Origin of the sequence: Pseudaminobacter salicylatoxidans, assembly GCF_003148475.1 — a bacterium.
GTDB lineage: Bacteria > Pseudomonadota > Alphaproteobacteria > Rhizobiales > Rhizobiaceae > Pseudaminobacter > Pseudaminobacter salicylatoxidans.
Map to the genome: position 1 here is coordinate 177,282 of NZ_QGGG01000004.1, position 19,944 is coordinate 197,225.

16 protein-coding genes are annotated in these 19,944 nt (G+C 63.9%); 4 read left to right on the forward strand and 12 right to left on the reverse strand.

The window, feature by feature from the left end:
• Positions 1 to 2 precede the first annotated feature (2 nt).
• The 4 genes from C7441_RS07500 to xylF all read right to left on the reverse strand — a co-directional run bounded on the left by C7441_RS07500 (position 3) and on the right by xylF (position 5,211).
• Positions 3 to 1,655, reverse strand: coding sequence for a CHASE domain-containing protein (locus C7441_RS07500; RefSeq protein WP_109612333.1), 1,653 nt, complete (start codon positions 1,653 to 1,655; stop codon positions 3 to 5).
• 158 nt (positions 1,656 to 1,813) lie between these two features.
• Positions 1,814 to 2,599 (reverse strand): ATP-binding cassette domain-containing protein, encoded by a 786-nt coding sequence (locus C7441_RS07505; RefSeq protein WP_109612334.1) that lies wholly within the window; start codon positions 2,597 to 2,599, stop codon positions 1,814 to 1,816.
• Positions 2,600 to 2,610: 11 nt separating this feature from the next.
• On the reverse strand, positions 2,611 to 3,954 hold the full coding sequence (locus tag C7441_RS07510) for a sugar ABC transporter permease (protein ID WP_109612446.1): 1,344 nt from the start codon (positions 3,952 to 3,954) through the stop codon (positions 2,611 to 2,613).
• 213 nt (positions 3,955 to 4,167) lie between these two features.
• Positions 4,168 to 5,211 (reverse strand): D-xylose ABC transporter substrate-binding protein, encoded by a 1,044-nt coding sequence (gene xylF, locus C7441_RS07515; RefSeq protein WP_109612335.1) that lies wholly within the window; start codon positions 5,209 to 5,211, stop codon positions 4,168 to 4,170.
• A gap of 229 nt (positions 5,212 to 5,440) precedes the next feature.
• Here xylF and C7441_RS07520 point away from each other — a divergent pair, with 229 nt between their 5' ends.
• Entirely contained in the window at positions 5,441 to 6,718 is a 1,278-nt protein-coding gene (locus C7441_RS07520; RefSeq protein WP_109612336.1) for an ROK family protein, read from the forward strand.
• Here C7441_RS07520 and phoB read toward each other — a convergent pair.
• The 7 genes from phoB to C7441_RS07555 form a co-directional block, all read right to left on the reverse strand.
• Positions 6,697 to 7,386: a phosphate regulon transcriptional regulator PhoB gene (gene phoB, locus C7441_RS07525; protein ID WP_019172336.1), complete on the reverse strand. Its 690-nt coding sequence runs from the start codon at positions 7,384 to 7,386 to the stop codon at positions 6,697 to 6,699. The two genes, C7441_RS07520 and phoB, sit on opposite strands and share 22 nt — an antisense overlap.
• Positions 7,387 to 7,399: 13 nt before the next feature.
• Entirely contained in the window at positions 7,400 to 8,107 is a 708-nt protein-coding gene (gene phoU, locus C7441_RS07530; RefSeq protein WP_019172337.1) for a phosphate signaling complex protein PhoU, read from the reverse strand.
• A 35-nt stretch (positions 8,108 to 8,142) separates the two neighbouring features.
• Positions 8,143 to 8,967 carry a phosphate ABC transporter ATP-binding protein PstB gene (gene pstB, locus C7441_RS07535; protein ID WP_109612337.1) on the reverse strand — a complete coding sequence of 275 codons (825 nt, stop codon included), beginning with the start codon at positions 8,965 to 8,967 and terminating at the stop codon, positions 8,143 to 8,145.
• A 16-nt stretch (positions 8,968 to 8,983) separates the two neighbouring features.
• A complete protein-coding gene (pstA, locus tag C7441_RS07540) occupies positions 8,984 to 10,300 on the reverse strand; it encodes a phosphate ABC transporter permease PstA (protein WP_019172339.1) in 1,317 nt (438 codons plus the stop codon).
• The gene (gene pstC / locus C7441_RS07545; RefSeq protein ID WP_109612338.1) at positions 10,297 to 11,763 is read right to left on the reverse strand and encodes a phosphate ABC transporter permease subunit PstC; all 1,467 of its coding nucleotides are present in this window, start codon (positions 11,761 to 11,763) and stop codon (positions 10,297 to 10,299) included. The genes pstA and pstC overlap by 4 nt, the downstream gene beginning before the upstream one ends.
• A gap of 66 nt (positions 11,764 to 11,829) precedes the next feature.
• Entirely contained in the window at positions 11,830 to 12,867 is a 1,038-nt protein-coding gene (locus C7441_RS07550; protein ID WP_109612339.1) for a PstS family phosphate ABC transporter substrate-binding protein, read from the reverse strand.
• Between the two features lie 283 nt (positions 12,868 to 13,150).
• On the reverse strand, positions 13,151 to 16,408 hold the full coding sequence (locus C7441_RS07555) for a PAS domain-containing hybrid sensor histidine kinase/response regulator (protein ID WP_109612340.1): 3,258 nt from the start codon (positions 16,406 to 16,408) through the stop codon (positions 13,151 to 13,153).
• Positions 16,409 to 16,582: 174 nt separating this feature from the next.
• On the opposite strand from C7441_RS07555, the gene C7441_RS07560 reads away from it, so the two are divergent.
• The gene (locus C7441_RS07560; protein WP_019172343.1) at positions 16,583 to 16,831 is read left to right on the forward strand and encodes a hypothetical protein; all 249 of its coding nucleotides are present in this window, start codon (positions 16,583 to 16,585) and stop codon (positions 16,829 to 16,831) included.
• Between the two features lie 7 nt (positions 16,832 to 16,838).
• On the opposite strand, the gene C7441_RS07565 is transcribed toward C7441_RS07560, so the two are convergent.
• A complete protein-coding gene (locus C7441_RS07565) occupies positions 16,839 to 17,765 on the reverse strand; it encodes a LysR family transcriptional regulator (protein WP_109612341.1) in 927 nt (308 codons plus the stop codon).
• Positions 17,766 to 17,855: 90 nt separating this feature from the next.
• On the opposite strand from C7441_RS07565, the gene C7441_RS07570 reads away from it, so the two are divergent.
• On the forward strand, positions 17,856 to 18,668 hold the full coding sequence (locus C7441_RS07570; RefSeq protein ID WP_109612342.1) for a phytanoyl-CoA dioxygenase family protein: 813 nt from the start codon (positions 17,856 to 17,858) through the stop codon (positions 18,666 to 18,668).
• 201 nt (positions 18,669 to 18,869) lie between these two features.
• Complete coding sequence (locus C7441_RS07575) at positions 18,870 to 19,931, forward strand: dipeptidase (RefSeq protein ID WP_109612343.1); 1,062 nt, start codon at positions 18,870 to 18,872, stop codon at positions 19,929 to 19,931.
• The last annotated feature ends 13 nt before the right edge of the window (positions 19,932 to 19,944 follow it).

Below are 19,944 nucleotides of genomic sequence, written 5' to 3' on the forward strand. Positions count from 1 at the left end.
CGCTATTTCCTTGCCGCCGCCGCCAGCGGAATTTCTATGCGCACGATGAGGCCGCGTTCGGCATAGTCGCGTGCGATGGTGCCATAAAGCTCGCGCTCGATGTTCATGTTGATGAGTTTGGTGCCGAAGCCGACCTTGCTTGGCGCCGAAATGTTCTTGCTGCCGCTTTCTTCCCATGAAAGCTGGAGGCGACGGTCCTTGCCCTGCCCTGTGACCGTCCAGCGAACCTTCAGCGCCTCCATCGACTCGCCGACATCGCCATATTTCAGCGCATTGGTCGCCAGTTCATGGAACGTCAGGCCGAGCGCCTGCGTCATCGTTTCGTCGAGAAGCACCATCGGGCCGGTCAACATTTCATCCGGCAATTCCTTGCCGAACACCTGACGCAACTCGATGCCAAGCAGCTCGCGCAGGTCGGCCTTCTGCCAGCGCGAGCGCGTGAGCATGTCCTGCGACGCGGCCATGGCCTGAAGGCGGGCGGCGAAGGATTGCGAGAATTCGTTCAGATCGGTGGCATGCGCTGCCGTCTGGCGCGCCATGGCCAGCACGCGGGTGATCGAGTTCTTGATGCGATGCTTCATTTCCTGAAGCATCAGGTCCTTGTCCAGCAGGCTCTTCTCGGTCGCCTCGTGCAACTGTGAAACGGCGTCATAAGCGCGTTCCTGATAGCGCGCCACCATGGCCACGGCACCGGCCAGCAACAGGCCGAACAAGCCAAGCATCACCGGGATCGTCGGCGACGACGGCTCGGAAAATGCGGCGGTCGGACGAAATATGAGCTTCCAGGGCTGCCCCCCCAGCACGATCGTGCGCTGGACCTGGAATTTATTGCCATAGGCGGCGGATGGCTGCTGCGGAGAGCGGTAGAAAAGGGTGTCGTCGCTGATCTTGCCGTCATAGATCGCGGCGTTTACCGGCAGTTGCGGGGCCGTGCCCAACGCGGCCTGGAAGAGGTCGCCCGTGCGGAAGGCAATGAAGACGAGGCCCGAACTGCCCTGTCGTGCTTCGCTGGCTGTCGGCGCGCCCGCCCGTTTTCCAATGCTGTCGAAGACCAGGAAGCCGGGTATGGATTTATCTTCGCCCTGATTGAGGATCACCCTGCCCGTGGCATGAGGCTGGCCGGTGCGTACCGCCATGTCGATGGCTGGCCGTCGCGCCGGATCCGTGAACATATCGAAGCCGATAATATCGAGATTGGCCTTGTCCATCGGCTCGTAGAGTAAAACCGGAGCGCGCCAGTCCTCCTCCGAAGGGGGCAGGATCGGCCGGGAAACCCCGTGAAGCTGGGTTATCCGCTTTTCCAGTTCGGCTTCCTCGCCGCGGCGGGCAAAGCCCACGAAGCCCATACCGCGCAGGCCCTTGAAATTGTCCTTGATCTCGAGCGCATCGAAAAACGCGTTGAATTCGCTACGGGAAATCTGTCCGTCGCGTGCCTCGAACAGCGCCTGTGTCGACCGCAGCAATGAGAGCTGGAGATCGAGGCGGCCCTCGATCCTGTTCATCGCATCGTCGACCGTTGCCTCGAACTTGAACCGCGCCGCTTCCTGCGAGGCGACATAGGCGAACCCGGCCATGGCCAGGCTGGCAAGCGCGACAGCGAGAAACGCTGCGACCGAGAAGAACTTCTTGAGGGGATGGGCGTTGCCGTCGCTCATGCCTCGCCCTTAACAAGCGGCGGCGCGACTGGTCCGATCGACAGAACTTGCAGTTGCCTCGACATCGTCCAATCTCATAGCCAACAACCGGACGTTCTGTCGAGCGGCTGTGCAGCCCGCAGGCGGAATAAATATGTTCGACGCCTGCGGGCCGCGACTTACGACAGGTTCATCGCACCCGGTCCGACTATGGCTCCTGGCGGGCATTTGCCCAGAATGATCATGCCGAGCACTTCGTCCTTGGTGACATCCTGCGTGCGGGCCGTGCCCACGACCTGGCCGTTCTTCATCACGCAGACGCGGTCGGCGAGATCGAAGACGTCATGGATGTCGTGGCTGATCAGGAAGATGCCGATGCCGTCGGCCTTGAGCTGCTTGACCAGTTCGCCCACCTGCGCCGTCTCCTGCGGCCCGAGTGCGGCGGTCGGCTCGTCCATGATCAGGATACGGGCATTGAACAATATGGCGCGCGCGATGGCCACGGACTGGCGCTGGCCGCCCGACAGCTTGCTGACCGGTTCCTTGAAGCGCTGGAAGCGCGGGTTGAGCCGCCCCATCACCTTGCGCGCCTCGGCTTCCATGGCAACGTCGTCCAACGTGCCCCAGGCGGTGCGCAGTTCGCGGCCAAGGAACAGATTGGCGGCCGCATCGACATTGTCGGCCAGAGCCAGCGTCTGGTAGATCGTCTCGATGCCGTATTTCTTGGCGTCGCGCGGATTGGCGATTGGCACCTCCTCGCCATTGACCAGGATGGTGCCGGCGTCGCGCTTATAGGCGCCCGACAGGATCTTGATCAACGTCGATTTGCCGGCGCCATTGTGTCCGAGCAAGGCCACCACCTCGCCGGAATGCAGGTCGATCGAAGCGTCGTCCACAGCGCGAATACCGCCGAAGGCGATGGAGATGTTTTTCAGCTCGACGAGCGGCGTGTGCATCTGGTCCATCGTCGTTTCCCTCACTGCATGCGGCGGCGGTAGAGCGTGTCCAGCCACACGGCCAGGACCAGCACGATGCCGACGACGATGTTCTGCAACGGGGTATCCACGCCCAGAAGCACCATGCCCGATTGCAGCGATTGCATCAGCATCGCGCCCAGCATGGCGCCCGCCACGGTGCCCACGCCGCCCGACAGCGACGTGCCGCCGATGACGGCGGCCGCGATGACCAGCAATTCGTCCAGCGTGCCCTGCGCATTGGTCGAGGCGTTGAGGCGCGCCGTCGAGATCGCCGCGCTGATGGCGGCCAGAAAGCCCATGACCATGAAGATCTTCATCGTCACCCAGCGCGTGTTGATGCCCGCCAGTTCCGCCGCCTCCGGATTGCCGCCGATGGCGAAGACATAGCGGCCGAAACGCGTGCGGGTGGTGATGAAGGTCATGATGATGCCGGCGGCGATCGCCATCAGCACCGGCACAGCGATCCCATGCGCGATGAACAGCCCGCCATCGGGGAGGATGATGTTGTTGGCCTCGGCATATTTCCTGACAGTTCCGGCCGGCCAGGGATAGGAATTGGCGACCCAGACAGCGGCAAGGATGAGGATGCAGGCCACTGCGCCCACCAGCGTCTCTGCCCAGACCGGGCGCAACGGGAAGCGGAAGCGCTTGCGCTGGTTACGGCCGTTGACCAGCATCAGCACCACGGCCACGCAGGCGACGATGCCGACGACCCAGCTCCAGGTCGCGCCGATCGATCCTTCCGGGCCGCCGCCCATCAGGCGGAAGGTGGCGTCCATCGGCGCAACCGTCTGGCCGCTGGTGACCCACCACGCGGCACCACGCCAGACGAGCAAGCCGCCCAGCGTGACGATGAAAGCGGGAATGCCGAGATAGGCGATGAGGAAGCCCTGCAGCGCGCCGATGGCCAGCCCGACCAGCAGGCCGGCGGCCAGCGCGATGACCCAGATCGACGGATCGCCGAGCGACCAGCCGGCATAGCGCGGCAGCAGGATCGCCTGCGTGACACCCATGATCATGCCGCAGACGCCAAGTACGGAGCCTACCGACAAATCGATATTGCGGGTGACGATGACCAGCACCATGCCCGTCGCCATCACGGCGACCGACGAGGACTGCACCGACAGGTTCCACAGGTTGCGCGGCGTGAGGAAGAGACCGCCCGACAGGAGGTCGAAGCCGATCCAGATCACCAGCAGCGCGCCGATCATCCCCAGCATTCGCGTGTCGAGTTCCGTCGCTTGCAGGAAACGGCCGACAGGGCCTGTCTCGGAAGCCCGCGCGCGATCCACGAATTCCTGTGCCTCCTGAGCCACGGGCTTGCCTGTTGTCACTTGTGTCATGACATCCTCCCGCCGGCGGCCTGCGACGGACCGTCCGGCATTCAACCCTAAAGCATCATCCCGAAATGTGGGAACCGGTTTTCGGGATCATCCTCCAACAACGGGATGGATCGGGATGACGACCCAACCGAGCGTCATCGCGATCCAGTGAAGCGCCGCGGTTTTCGTCAAACCGCGGCGTCATCCCGTTTCGGCACGCGAACGCAGCCGCGATCAGTCGCAGGCGGCGGCGGAGCCTGCCTTCACGCCCTGGCAGACCACATCCTTGGACACCCAGCCGGCGTCGATGACGAGGTTGAGGTTATCCTTGGTGATGGGAACCGGCTTGAGGAAGACCGAGGTCATCTCGACCTTGTTGGGGCCGTCCGACCATTTCACGGCATTCGGAATGTCCTCCATCTTCTTGCCGTCAGCGAGCTGCGAGGCGATTTCGGCTGCCGCCTTGCCAAGCTCACGCGAGTCCTTCCAGACCGAAACCGTCTGCGTGCCGAGCGCGATGCGGTTCAGCGCGGCATGGTCGGCGTCCTGGCCGGAGACCGGTACGGAACCGGCAAGGCCCTGCGCATCGAGCGCCGCGATCGCGCCGCCGGCGGTGCCGTCATTGGAGGCCACCACCGCATCGACCTTGTTGTCGTTGGCGGTCAGGAACTGCTCCATGTTCTTCTGCGCATTGGCCGGCAGCCAGCCGTCGGTGTAGGCCTCGCCGACATTCTTGATCTTGCCGGCATCGATGGCCTCTTTCAGCACTTCCATCTGGCCCGAGAACAGGAAGTCGGCATTCGGGTCAGCGCCGTTGCCCTTGATGAAGACGTAGTTGCCTTCCGGCATTACGTCGAACACGGCCTTGGCCTGCATGCGGCCGACTTCCTTGTTGTCGAAGGTCAGGTAGAAGGCGTCCTTGTTCTCGATCAGACGGTCATAGCCGACGACTGGAATGCCCTCGGCAACGGCCTTTTCGACAGCCGGCCCGATGGCGCTGGAATCCTGCGCCAGGATGATCAGCGCGTTCGCGCCCTGCGCGATCAGGCTTTCCACATCGGTCAGCTGCTTGGCGGCCGAGGACTGGGCGTCGGCCGAAATATACTTGTCACCCGCGGCTTCGAGTGCGGCCTTGATCGCTGCCTCGTCGGTTTTCCAGCGTTCTTCCTGGAAGTTCGACCAAGATACGCCGACGACCTTGTCCTTCGCTTCGGCGATGGACGCGAGCGAAACGGAAAGCGCAACGCCCGCCAGCATGGCGGTTGCAAACTTCTTCATGATTTCCTCCCTGCACCCCCTCAGGAGCGCTTTGACGATGGCCTGAGCCTCCCTGAAGCTCTTTTTTTCGAGCCTCGAAAAAAAGAATGACGCATGCCCGGAGTTCTGTCAATATTCTTTCAGGGCCGTTGACGCGGCGACTTCGAACTGGAATTGCAGATATCACCGGCCCAGACGGAAGAGCAGCGCCGCCGTCGCGGAAACGGCCGCGCGGGGAGGAATGTGCGATATGTCCGTCGCGATCCGTCACGACGATCTCAGGAAGCGCAACCGCGCCATGGTGATTGCCGCGATACGCGGTGCCGACCAGCCATCGCGCACCGAGATCGCGGCCGCAACCGGCCTGAGCCATTCGACCATCTCGGCGATTTCAGCCGACCTGATCACGGAAGGCATCCTGGCCGAAACCAAGGGGGCGGAGGCGACCGCATCGAAGCGCGGCCGCCCACAGGTGGCGCTCGGCCTCGACCCGCAAGCCGCCGAGATCATTACCGTCGTGCTGCTGCTGAATTTCCTCGCGGTCGGCGTGGTCGATTATGCCGGAAGGATCGTTTCGGAAGAGGAACGAAAACTCGATACGGCGAGCATGGCCCGCGAAGAGCTTATCGACCATTGCGTGGAGATGGTGTCACGGCAGGTCATGCGTCGGCGCGCGGCGGGCAGTCGGGTGCTGCGCGTCGGCATGGCGGTGCAGGGCATCACCGACGCGGCCTCGCGCATGATGCTGTGGTCGCCGATCACACCGCATACCCATATCGAGCTTGCCGACAGGCTGGAGGCGGCGACCGGCGTTCCCGTCACCGTCGAGAACGACTGCAACATGATCGCGGTGGCGCTGAAATGGCGCAAGCCGGAACGCTACCGTGACGATTTCATCGCCGTGCTGCTGTCGCACGGCATTGGGATGGGCATCATGCTCAAAGGCCAGCTTTTCACCGGCACGCAATCCTCGGGCGGCGAGTTCGGCCACATGATCCACCGGCCGGACGGCGCGCTGTGCCGCTGCGGCCGGCGCGGCTGCGTGGAGGCCTATGCCGGCAACTATGCGATCTGGCGCAATGCGCACAGCAGGAGCGAGGACGAAGCGCCGCTGGCCGACATCTCGGCCGCCGAGATGCATGCCCTGGCCGAGAGGGCGCGCGCCAGCGAGGGGCCCGAGCGCGAGGCGTTTCGCGTTGCGGGCGAGGCGCTGGGCTTTGGCCTCGGCAGCCTGTTTGCGCTGATCGACCCCGCGCCGGTGGCGGTTGTCGGCATCGGCGCGGCCGCTTTCGACCTCATCGAACCGCAATTGCACGCGGCCATCGATCGTACGGCCGGGGGCCGCCACAACAAGGCGATCTCATTCGACATGGAAGGCGACGAACTGCCGCTGATCCGCGAAGGCTGCACCATGCAGGCGCTGGCCTTTGTCGATCGGGAGATTTTCGCCGCCGGGCCCGCTCAACCCGGCATGACCGGCAAAGGCGGAACGCTGCCCGAACCGGCTCAGTCCTCGCGGATCGCGTAGCCCGAGCCGCGAATGGTGCGGATGACGTCCGGCATGCGGCCGCTGTTGACCGCCTTGCGCAGGCGCCCGACATGCACGTCCACCGTGCGCTCGTCGATATAGATCGTCTCGCCCCAGACATTGTCGAGCAGCTGGCTGCGCGAGAACACGCGGCCGGGATGGCGCATCATGAACTCCAGCAGGCGGAACTCGGTCGGCCCCAGCTTGATCTCGTTCTTCTTGCGATAGACGCGGTGCGCCTCGCGGTCGAGCACGATGTCGCCCACCTTGAGCACGCTGGAGAGCACCTCCGGCTTGGCGCGGCGCAGCAGCGCCTTCACCCGCGCCATGAATTCGGGCGTCGAGAACGGCTTGACGAGATAGTCGTCAGCGCCGGTGGAAAGGCCGCGCACGCGGTCGCTTTCCTCGCCGCGCGCCGTCAGCATGATGATGGGGAGGCGCTCGGTCTCGGGGCGCATCCTGAGACGGCGGCACAGCTCGATGCCTGACAGCGCCGGCAACATCCAGTCAAGCACCAGAAGGTCGGGAACGTTCTCCTGCAGCCGCAGTTCGGCTTCATCGCCGCGCATGACGACTTCGACCTGATAGCCTTCCGATTCCAGATTGTAGCGGAGCAGGACGCCCAGCGGCTCTTCATCCTCCACCACCATGATTTTCGGTGCGATCATCACATATATGCCCTCAGGCCGCCGGCGTCGTCAGCGACGTCTCATCGAGCTTCGGCCGGTTCGGCGGAAGCTGCTGACCCGTCATCACGTAATAGGCATTTTCGGCGATATTGGTAACGTGGTCGCCGATGCGCTCCAGATTCTTGGCGCAGAACAGCAGATGCGTGCATGCCGTGATGTTGCGCGGATCTTCCATCATATAGGTCAAAAGCTCGCGAAACACGGCGGTGTATTTCACGTCGATCTGCTCGTCGGCCAGCCGCAATGCCTGCAGGTCCTCCGGCTGGCGCGAGACATATTTGTCCACCACCGCCGTGATCTGGGCCAGCACCATCGCGGCCATCGTCTCGATGGAATGCGCAAGGGCGCGCGGCATGGCGTTCTGGCCCACGGCGCCGACGCGCTTGGCGATGTTCTTGGCAAGATCGCCGATACGCTCGAGATCGCCGGCCATGCGGATGGCGCCCACCACCGCGCGCAGGTCTTGCGCCATGGGCTGGCGCTTGGCGATCAGCGTGATGGCGCGGTCGTCCAGCTCGCGCTGGCGGGCATCCATCACCGCATCGTCGGAAATGACGCGCTGGCCGAGCGCCACGTCGGAATTGACCAGCGCCCGGATCGCGGCTTCCACCATCGACGCGGCAAGATCGCCCATGTCCCGAATGAGACGATCGATATGCCCAAGCTCATCGTCGAAAGAGGTAACGGTATGTTTGCCCATGATGTGTCCTCGCAATCGGCGTCTGTCGTCCGGGCTCAGCCGAAGCGGCCGGTGATGTAGTCCTGCGTGCGCTTGTCGTCGGGGTTGGTGAACATCTTGTCGGTCTCGCCTTCCTCGACCAGATAGCCGAGATGGAACATGGCGGTTCGCTGCGACACGCGCGCGGCCTGCTGCATCGAGTGGGTGACGATGACGATCGTGTAGTTCTGGCGCAGTTCGTCGATCAGCTCCTCCACGCGGGCGGTGGCGATCGGGTCGAGCGCCGAGCAGGGCTCGTCCATCAGGATCACTTCCGGCGACACGGCGATGGCGCGCGCAATGCACAGGCGCTGCTGCTGGCCGCCGGAAAGCCCGGTGCCGGGTTCATGCAGGCGGTCCTTCACCTCGTTGAACAGCCCCGCCCTCTGCAGGCTGCTTTCCACGATGGCGTCGAGCTCGGGTTTATTGCGCGCCAGCCCGTGGATGCGCGGGCCATAGGCGACATTCTCGTAGATCGACTTGGGAAACGGATTCGGCTTCTGGAACACCATGCCGACGCGGGCGCGCAGTTCGACAACGTCGATCCTGGGGTCGTAGATGTCCTCGCCGTCGAGCGTGATCTCGCCCGCCACACGTGCCGCATCGATGGTGTCGTTCATGCGGTTGAGGCAGCGCAGGAAGGTGGATTTGCCGCACCCCGAAGGGCCGATCAGCGCCGTCACCTGGTTTTCGCGCACGTCGAGATTGACGTCGAACAGCGCCTGCTTCTCGCCGTAGAACACGCAGACCTTTTGTCCACGCATCTTGATGGTTTCGTTGGGCGTTCCGTTCATCTTGTCGCTCACCGCGCTTTCGAGTGCCGTTTCGGTCATTATGTTCATGATTGGGGAACTCCTCTTACCAGCGCCGTTCGAAACGTCGTCTCAGCACGATGGCCGTGATGTTCATCGCCATCAGGAAGACGAGCAGGATGATGATGGCGCCCGACATGCGCTCGACGAAGGCGCGCTCGGCCTCGTTGGCCCACATATAGATCTGCACGGGCAGCGCGGTCGCCGGCTGCAGCGGCGTCGAAGGATAGTCGGCAACGAAGGCGACCATGCCGATCAGCAGCAGCGGCGCCGTCTCGCCCAGGGCGCGCGCCAGGCCGATGATGGTGCCGGTGAGGATGCCGGGCGCGGCCAGCGGCAGGATGTGCTGGAACACCATCTGCATCTTCGACGCGCCGAGGCCCAGCGCTGCCGAGCGGATCGAGGGCGGCACGGCGGCAAGGGCCGCGCGCGTGGCGATGATGATGGTGGGCAGCGTCATCAGCGTCAGCACCAAGCCACCAACCAGCGAGGCCGAGCGCGGCAGGCCGAGGAAGTTGATGAACACCGACAGGCCGAGCAGGCCGAAGACGATCGACGGCACAGCGGCGAGATTGTTGATATTGACCTCGATGAGGTCGGTGAAGCGGCTCTTCCTGGCGAATTCCTCCAGATAGATGGAAGCCGCGACGCCGATCGGCAGCGCCAGAAGCAGCACGATGCCCATCATGTAGAGCGAGCCGATGATGGCCACGCCCATGCCGGAGGTTTCCGGGCGGCTGGAAGCGCCGAAGGTGAACAGGCCCTTGTTGAAGTGCTCGGCCAGCGAACCGTCGGCCGCGAGCTGCTTCATCCAGGCCACCTGTTGGTCGGACACCTTGCGCCGGCTTTCATCCACCGACAGGTCGATCTGGCCCTTGAAGGCGGAATCGATGTTGGCGGCCGCGAGAATGTCGACATTGCGCGTGGTGCCGATGATCGACGGATCGGCCATCACCAGCGTACGAAGCTGCGCGCGCGCGCCATCCGACAGGAAACCCTTGAGCTTGCGCACGGTCGCCTTGTCGCCGGGGTCGATGCCGAGCTTCGCGATCAGCGCATTTTCAGCCAGCTTCGGATAGTTGGCCCTGATCAGCACATTGGGATCGGTAGCGCGCTTGCCGCTCGGGTCGATGACCTTCGCGTCGAAGGTGATCGGCAGCGTCACGGTGGTCTGCCAGAAGGCGGTGTAACCCTTGGAAACGATCGAGACGAGCATGATGGCGAGGAACACCAGGCCGACCGAAATCGCCAGCACGCCATAGAGGCGGAAGCGGCGTTCGGCTGCGTAGCGGCGTTTCAGTCCGATGTCGCGGCGCGCTCGCGCGGAGGTGCCGGCGATGCCGTCCATGGAAATGTCGGTCATTCGTACTGTTCCCGGTACTTGCGCACGATGTAGAGCGCGAAGATGTTCATCACCAGCGTCAGCGCAAACAGCGTGATGCCGAGCGCGAAGGCGACCAGCGTTTGCGGCGAATTGAACTCGAGATCGCCAGTAAGCTGATTGACGATCTTCACCGTGATGGTGGTCATCGCTTCGAACGGATTGAGCGTCAGCTTGGCGGCCACGCCTGCAGCGAGCACCACGATCATGGTTTCGCCGATCGCGCGCGAGGCAGTGAGCAGGATGGCGCCGACGATGCCCGGCAGGGCCGCTGGCAGGATGACCCGCTTGATGGTTTCCGAGCGCGTCGCGCCGAGCCCGAGAGAGCCGTCGCGCATGGCGCGCGGCACGGCGGTGATGATGTCGTCGGAAAGCGACGAAACCACCGGGATCAACATCACGCCCATCACCAGGCCGGCGGTCAACACGCTTTGCGCCTGGATGAAGGAGGTGCCGCCGGCAAGGGCCGCGCTGAGGTCACGCAGGAACGGCCCAAGCGCCACGAGGGCAAAAATGCCATAGACGATCGTGGGGATGCCGGCGAGCAGTTCGAGCGCCGGCTTTACCACCGCGCGCACCTTCGGCGAAGCATATTCCGACATGTAGACAGCCGACATCAGGCCGATCGGAACCGCCACCAGCATGGCGACCAGGGCGATGTAGAGCGTGCCGGCAAGCAGCGGGATGAGCCCGAACTGGCCTTCCGAACTATCCGAACCGGCGGCCGCGAAACGCGGGTCCCAGACCGTTCCGAAGAAGAAGTTGGTGAACGATACGCTCTCGAAGAAATGGATGGTCTGGAACAGCATCGACAGGATGATGCCGATGGTGGTGAGGATGGCGATCGTGGATGCCGCCAGAAGCCCCCACAGCATCAGTTTCTCGACATTGTTGCGCGCGCGGGCGCGCACCTGGATCTGCGACAGGCCGAGCACGGCGCCGCCGGCCGAAACGATGAGGATCAGCACGGCCCCGATCACGCTCAGCCAGTCCTGCGTGCGGTTGGCGTCCACCGCGACCGGGATCATGTAGTCCTGCGTGTCGGGCGCCAGCGCCACGCCGCGCGTGGCAAGCAGCGGCTGCAACTCGGAGAATGTCGCGGGTGGATTGGTCGCCGTCTGCGCATCCAGCCGCCGCAACCCGTTGGCGAGGCTCTTGGTCAGGCTCGCCGCCAGCGCGGGATTGGCGAGCGCGCTTTCAGCCGACTGCTGCGGAAGCTGCGACCTGACATGGCTTTCGAGATAGACATTGGAGCCGACGCCCCAGACGACCAGCAACAGCAAAGCCGGCATGGTCGCAAGCAGAAACGCCCACCAGCCATGGTAGTGAGCGCGCGAATGCGGCTTGATCCCGCCGTCATCCTGCGCAAGCGCACGCTGCCGGCCGAGAAAGAAGGCGACGGCGCCAATGGCAAGCACGGCTACGAAAACCGTCATCAGGGACATGGGCTGCTCCAGGGTGGCAGTCGAATTCCGGGGCGCGCCGCATCGGCGCGCCCCGAAACGTTACTATTACATGGTCTTGCCGGCGTCGAAGTCGTCACGCTGCTGCTGGCGTTCGGCATCCGGAGCGGCAACCAGGCCATATTCGGCCAGCGGGCTTTCCGGCCCGACCATCTGGTCGTCGAGGAAGAAGTCGACATATTCCTTCAGGCCCGGAACGACGCCCAGATGTGCCTTCTTGACATAGAAGTAGAGCGGACGCGACACTGGATATTCGCCCTTGGCGATGGTCTCGGTGGAAGGCACGATGCCTTCGACGGTGGCGACCTTCAGCTTGTCGGCATTGTTCTCGTAGAAGGAGAGGCCGAACACGCCGACGCCGGTCTTGTTGGAGGCGATGCGGGCAAGCGTCTCGGTGTAGTCGCCATCGATATCGATGGCCTTGCCGTCCTTGCGCACGGCCACGCAGGTTTTGCCCGCAACCTTGTCATCCTGGCCGGCGGCCTTGATGGCGTCGAGCGCGCCGGTCGACTTGCAGCCTTCGGTCATCAGCTTTTCTTCGAAGACTTCGCGGGTGCCGTGCTTCTCGCCCGGAATGTAGGCGGCGATGTCCCAATCCGGCAGGTTCGGATTGACCTGGTTCCACTTGGTGTTGGGATTGGCCACCAGCTTGCCGTCGACGACGATCTGGGCGGCCATCGCGGTGTAGATGTCGGCAGGCGTCAGCGCCCAGTCGGGGCCGTTGATGTCGGTTGCGAAGACGATGCCGTCATAGCCGATCTTCACTTCCTGGACGTCCTTGACGCCGGCGTCGGCGCAGGACTTGATCTCGTCTTCCTTGATCTTGCGCGAGGAGTTGGCGATGTCGATGGTGTTCTCGCCCACGCCCTTGCAGAATTCCTTGATGCCGGCGCCCGAACCGCCGGACTCCACGACGGGAGTCTTGAAGTTGGTGTAGGTCTCGCCGAAATTCTCGGCAACGATCTTGGCATAGGGCAGCACGGTCGACGAGCCGGCGATCTGGATCTGATCGCGGGCAGCGGCGTAGCCGGCGGACGCGGCAAGCGCGATCGCAGCGGCCGATGCCGTGAGGAAATATCTGGTCATGAGCCTCGCTCCTGTCGGAATGGTCTTGCAACGCTTTTCGCGTCGGGAGAGGGCTTAGCGCCGCTTTGTAACAGTCGCATGACAGTTTCGTGTCGGCTCGGTAACGGTGCATGGCAGCCGTTCCCACGCCAGCGGACTCACGCGGAAGAATCAATCAGTTAGCCGGCGGCATGGGGCCTTCCAGCACCGGGAAATTTGATTTTTCCGATGCGCGTTTCGCGACATTCATGGCATTTGCGGGCAATCATCCGAGAAAGATAAAAGCAAGGACCGCCCGGATACATCACACCGCGGCGGAAACCGCCTCGCTCCCGCCGAGCCAGCGCTCCAGCTTTTCCAGCAGCGCCTTGGGGCTGATCGGCTTCGACAGATAATCGTCCATGCCGGCTTCCAGGCAACGCTCGCGATCGCCTTTCAGCGCATGGGCGGTGACGCCGACGATCGGCACATGGCCGCCCGATGTCCCCTCCATCTCGCGGATCGTGGCCGTCGCCTCCAGCCCGTTCATCTCCGGCATGGAAACATCCATCAGGATCATGCGCGGGTTCATTTCACGGAAGGCGTCCACGGCCTTCCTGCCGTTGCTGACGATCTCGAAAGTGTGCGCCGTCTCGCCCAGCATCTGCGTGAAGACGAGCTGGTTCACCTCATTGTCCTCGGCAACCAGAATATCGACGCGATGGCCCGGCGCGCGGCCTGGTCGGCGGGGACGGGCAACAGCGGCAGGCGACGCCACCTGTTCGACGGCCGGTGGCGCCTCTGCAATCGGCAACGCCGGCGCCGGCGTACCCTCCATGCGGCGACGCTGGATGGTGGTGACGAGCGCCTCAAGCAATGTGGACGACCGCGCCGGCTTGATGAGCTGGGCATCTATGACGAGGTCGCGATAGCTGGCCTGCGCCAGCGACTGGTCGACCGAGGTGAGCATGACGATCGGCGTGGCCGCGAGCTGCGGTGTGTTGCGCACGACGCGCGCCATTTCCGCGCCGGTCATGCCCGGCATCTGGTAATCGAGCACGATGCAATCGACGCCGACACCGAGCGAGGCCGCCGCCTGCAGAACCTTCAGCCCTTCCGGGCCGCTTTGCGCCGCACAGGCATCGAAGTTCCACGATGCCATCTGCTCCAGCAGGATGGCGCGGTTCACCGCATTGTCGTCCACGATGAGGATGCGTGCGCCGGTGACATCGACGGGCGTCACCCGGCGCCCTTCCGACCGGCCCGCCGTGGGAAGCGCAAGCGTAAACCAGAAGGTCGAGCCCTTGCCTTCCATGCTTTCCACACCGATCTCGCCGCCCATCAGGTGGACCAGCCGCGAGGTGATGGCGAGGCCGAGGCCCGTGCCCTCATGCCGGCGTGTGGAGGAGGCGTCCACCTGGCTGAACTTGTCGAATATCAGGTTGAGCTTGTCTGCCGGAATGCCGATGCCAGTATCAGTGACGGCGATGCGCAGATTGGCGGAGCCGTTTGCCGTCTCGCCGGTGACATCGATCAGCACATGCCCGGCATCGGTGAATTTCACCGCATTGCCGACGAGGTTGGTGATGATCTGGCGAATACGTCCGACATCGCCGATGAACAGGTCGCGCAGGTGGGGCGCCACGCGCACGATCAGTTCGAGGTCCTTTTCCTTGGCGCGCGTGGACACCAGCGTGGCGACGTCCTCGACGGCCTCGGCAAGATTGAACGGCGCCGGATCGAGCACAAGCTGGCCGGCGTCGATCTTGGAGAAATCCAGGATGTCGTTGATGATGGTGAGCAGCGCATTGCCCGACTTCACGATGATGTCGGTGAAGGTGCGCTGCTTTGCGTCGAGATCGGACTTGGCAAGCAGTTCGGCCATGCCCAGCACGCCGTTCATCGGCGTGCGGATTTCGTGGCTCATATTGGCCAGGAATTCCGACTTGGCGCGATCTGCCAGCACGGCGCGCCGCTGCGCCTCCTGAAGCTCCGTCTCGCGCTGCTTGAGCTCGGTTATGTCGGTGCTGGAGCCGATCAGGTGCACGCTTCCGTCGCGCGAGACCAGCCGGCTTTTCTTGGCGATGAGATGGCGCATGGTGCCGTCGGAATGCGTCAGCGTCTCCTCGACCTCGCTGAGTTCTCCGGTGCGCAGCACGTCCATGTCACGCGCGGCAAAACCCTCGCCCTCCGCGCCGAAGAAATCGCGGTCGGTGCGGCCGAGCGCCTCTTCCTTGGAGATGCCACCGATGCCGCACCACATCTTGTTGACGAATTCGAAGGCGAGATCGGAATTCTTGACGTAGGTCGAGACCGGCAACTCGTCGAGCACATGCCGGTAAAGCTCGATCTGGCGCATGCTGTCGCGCAGCGCCTTCTCACGCTCCTTCAGCTCGGTTATGTCCACGCGCACACCGACATAGGTGCCATCGTCGGAGCGGGTGTCGAAAGCCTTCACCCAGCGCCCATCGGGGTTGAGCCGCTCGGACACCGCATGCCGGGCCGCATAGCGCTCGATATAGCGCGTCACCCATCCCTCGGGGTTCGTGTCGTAGAGCGCATCCAGCTCCGCATCCCCGGTATCGCGGAAATAGCCGGCGGCATGGGCATATTCGATCGCCTCGCGCAACGGACGGCCGGGCTTCCATCCCTCGGCCATGGCCGGCAGGCTGGTCTGGATCTTGTGGTTGGCAAGCACGAAACGGTCGTCGCGGTCATAGATGATGACGCCGGCCGGAAGCGATTCCAGCACATTGGCCAATCGCTGCCGCGCCTCCTCCGCCTCGTTCTCACGTGCCTTGATCTCGGTCACGTCGAAGAGAAAGCCGGCTACATAGTGGCGCTCGCTGTCGAGGCTGATGCGCGTCTTGCGCACGATGCGCGTGCGGGTTTTGCCCTTGTGTTCGAAATTCTGCTCGACCTCGAAAAGTTCGCCGGTTGCCAGCACCTCCCGCTCGGTCGCCTCGAACCGCTTGGCGTCGGTGGTGTTGACGAAGTCGCGGTAGGTTCTCCCCAGCATCTCCTGCGGGCGGCAACGGAACAGCGACGAAAACGCCTCGTTGACGAAGACGAAGCGCAGTGCGCTGTCCTTGACGAAGATGGGGTCCTCGATGCCGTTTATGACTGCCTCGGCAAGCCGTGTCTTTTCCAGTGTCGCGCCAAGCCGCCGCTCGCGATCCTTCATCTCGCTGACGTCGTAGTAGGAGACAAGCCGCTTGCCGCCTGAAAGCGCAGTCACCGAATAGATCAGCGCGCGCCCGTCGGCGCATTTGAATTCGCGCGAGGGAACATCGCCGTCCTGGATTTCGGCCAGCCGGTGGGCGACATAATTCTCCCACTCCCCATCGGAGACATCGTAGACGCCATCGTAGCGGCTGATCTCCAACAATGCCTGGAACGACGCGCCCACGCCGACGGCCTGCGGCGACACGTTCCATATCCGGTAGAATTCCCTGTTGACGATCTCGGCCCGCAGATCGGCGTCGAGCAGAACGACGCCCATCTGCATGGCGTCCAGCACCCGTTCCAGATCGGTTTGCGCACCTGCGGCTGCCGGCGATCCCTCGACGCCTGCCATGTCCATCGCATCTCCCCCATTCCGCGATGCGGCCGACGCGGCGGCCCGTCCGCGCGGATTGTGACGGGCAATGCTTAACGTTCGGCTAACCTTAACAATTTGTCGCCAGGGGCAGCGCGCCGCCCGCATTGCCAAGGCCGGATTCGGCCTTACCTTGAAGAGGACAACAGGGAGACAGCCATGCCGAACACCAGCCCGATTGCCACCGCGCCGAAAAACGGCAGCAAGGTCCGTGTCTTCTGGACCGACGCCGACGGGCAGGAAAACGAATCCATCGCGCAATACCGTTCGGCGGACATGCTGAAAGCGCTCGGCGGCGAAGGCGACGCCAACGATGTCGGCTGGTGGGCCTATGTCGATTCCAGCACCCAGAAGAAAATCCAGCCGCATTCCTGGGCGCCGCTGGCGAGCGACGAGGAAGACGAATAGGCGTCGGTCATTCCCGTTCCGCCGGCGCGGAAAACACCGGCCGGTGCGAGAACCACTCCTTCGCGACCTCGATGAACGCGCTTGCCGCTTTCGACAGGCGCTGGCGCGCGTCATAGGCGATGATGATGCGCTGCAGGGGAACCGGCTCGCGGATCGGCCTGCAGGCGAGGCCGAGCCCGTCATAGCTGCGGTCGCCGGCAGGTCGCGTATAGGACACGGCAACCCCGAAGCCGTTTGCCACCATGCTGCGCTGCATCTCGAAGGAGCGTGTCCGGGCAGCAACCGCCGGCGAGTGGCCGTGGCCGCGAAACAGGTCCAGCATATGCTGCCAGCTATAGGGCTGGTCGGTGAGGATCAGCGGTTCGCGGGCAAGGTCGGCAAGGCTCACCCGGTCCTGCCCGGCCAGCGGATGGCTGGCCGCCAGCAGCGCATGCGGCGCAAGCTCGCTCAGGAGCACGCGCGCCGCGTTGGCGGGCAGGCCGAGATCATAGGTCAACGCAATATCCACCGCGGCATCGCCAAGGCGTTTCTCCAGCGTTTCGAAGCGCTCTTCGCTGACGCTGATGCGCACAGCCGGATGGAATTCGCCCATGCGCCGGATGAGCGCTGGCGCGAAATGCGGGGCGAGGTCCTGGAAGCATCCCAGCACGAGCTCCCCTCCGACCCCCGCCTTGCCGCGCGCCAGTGCGGCGAGGTCGTCGAGATCGTCAAGGACGATCCTGGCCTTGAGCATGAAGGCGTGCCCGAAAGGCGTCAGTGAGATGCCCGCGCCACGCTGGCGCACGAACAGCCTCTGCCCTGTCCGCTCCTCGATCTGGCTGATCGCCACCGAAATCGAGGGCTGCGAAACGTTGAGTTCGCGTGCCGCTGCGCTGATGCTTTCATGGCGTGCCGCCGCCACCGCATAGCGAAGCTGAGCCAACGAATAAGCCATTATGAATTCCTATATATCTTATCAGTACATATTATTTTATCCGATGATCGGGTTGCGCGATAGTCGGTCAGGTCCAACGTGGAGAGCGCCATGAAACCCGCACCGTATAGCCTCAGCCCCGACATCATTTCCGACTACCAGCGCGACGGCGCCGTCTGCGTCCGCGGCGCGTTCAAGGACTGGGTCGATGTCATTGCCGAAGGCATCGAACGCAACATGCGCGACAGAAGCGCCACCGCCGTCGACATCGGGGGCGGCAAGGGCAGCTTCTTCGACGATTACTGCAACTGGGAGCGCATTCCCGAATTCGTCCGCGTGGTGCGCGAATCGCCCGCCGCCGCGATCGCCGCTTCGGTGATGCAATCGCAAACGGCGCAGTTCTTCCACGACCATGTGCTGGTCAAGGAGCCCGGCACGCAGAAGGCGACGCCATGGCATCAGGACATTCCCTACTATTTCGTCGACGGCAGCCAGACCGTCAGCTTCTGGATTCCCATCGACCCGGTGAAGGAGGCGACCCTGCGCCTCGTCGCCGGATCGCACAAATGGGACAAGCTGGTGCTGCCGGTGCGCTGGCTGGACGACGGCAACTTCTATGCCGGCGAAGGCGACTACCGCCCGGTTCCGGACCCGGACAACGAGCCGGAGATGAAGGTGCTGGAATGGGAAATGGAGCCGGGCGACGCGGTGCTGTTCGACTTCCGCACTACCCATGGCGCGCGCGGCAACATGGCCTCCAGCCGCCGCCGCGTGCTGTCGCTGCGCTGGGTAGGCGACGACGCCCACTACGTACAACGTCCCGGCCGCACCTCCCCGCCCTATCCGGGCCATGACATGAAGCCCGGCCAGAAACTGCGCGAAGACTGGTTCCCCGTCATCTGGGATGGCCGCGCGGCAGCCTGACAGGGTTCCCTTGCGGCATGCATTTTTCGCGCAGGACAAGCTGTCCTGCGCGATTCTTCCCCCTTGATCTTGGCCATATCATCTGCCTTGATCGGTCTCCAAGCGAACCGTGATGCCCGCATCCGCCCAAACGCGGATCGCTGGAGGCATCTGGAGGAGAAGTGAGGCGCCCCCCACGGCGTCCTCATGCTGGGGTATTGGATGCAAGCTGTATTCGACGGCCATAACGACGTTCTGCTGCGCCTTTGGCAGAACGAGAAAAAGGGTGGCGATGCCGTCGCCGAATTCACCAACGGGACGGAAAAGGGTCATATCGACCTGCCCCGCGCCAGGGCCGGCGGGCTGGCGGGCGGCTTGTGCGCCATCTACGTCCCCTCAGGCGACCTGGTCCTGCCGCAACCCGACGCGGACGGCAGCTATGTAACGCCGCTTTCCGCACCGCTGGAGCGCGCACCCTCGCTCGACATCGCGCTGGAAATGGCCGCGATCGCGCTGCGGCTGGAGCGCGCCGGAAGCTGGCGGCTCTGCCGCAGCATGGCCGACATCGACAATGCGATGGCCGACGACGAATTCGCCGCCGTGCTCCATATGGAAGGCTGCGAGGCGATAGGCGCCGATCTGGCCGCGCTGGAGGTTTTCCATGCAGCCGGCCTGCGCTCGCTCGGCCCCGTCTGGAGCCGCCACAACATTTTCGGCCACGGCGTTCCCTTCGCTTTCCCCATGAGCCCGGACACCGGCCCTGGCCTGACCGACGCGGGCCGCGAACTGGTGCGCGAGTGCAACCGCCTCGGCATCCTCATCGACCTGTCGCACATCACCGAACAGGGTTTCTGGGACGTCGCGAAGCTCTCCGACCAGCCGCTGGTGGCCAGCCATTCCAACCCGCACGCACTGGTTCCGGTGGCGCGCAACCTCACCGACCGGCAGCTTGACGCGATTCGCGACAGCAAGGGACTTGTGGGTCTCAATTTCGCCGTCACGATGCTGCGCGCCGATGGACGCGAAAACGCCGACACGCCGCTGTCCGACATGGTGCGCCACATCGATTATCTGGTCGATAAGCTCGGTATCGACGGCGTCGCCATCGGTTCGGATTTCGACGGCGCGCTCATCCCGCGCGAGATCGGCACCGCCGGTGGGTTGCAGAACCTCGTGGCGGCGTTGCAGGGTGCCGGCTATGGCGGCGCGGAACTGGCAAAGCTTTGCCGCGAGAACTGGTTCCGCGTGCTGCGCTCTGCCTGGCATGAGGACGGTGAGGACTGAACCTGCCCGGCCG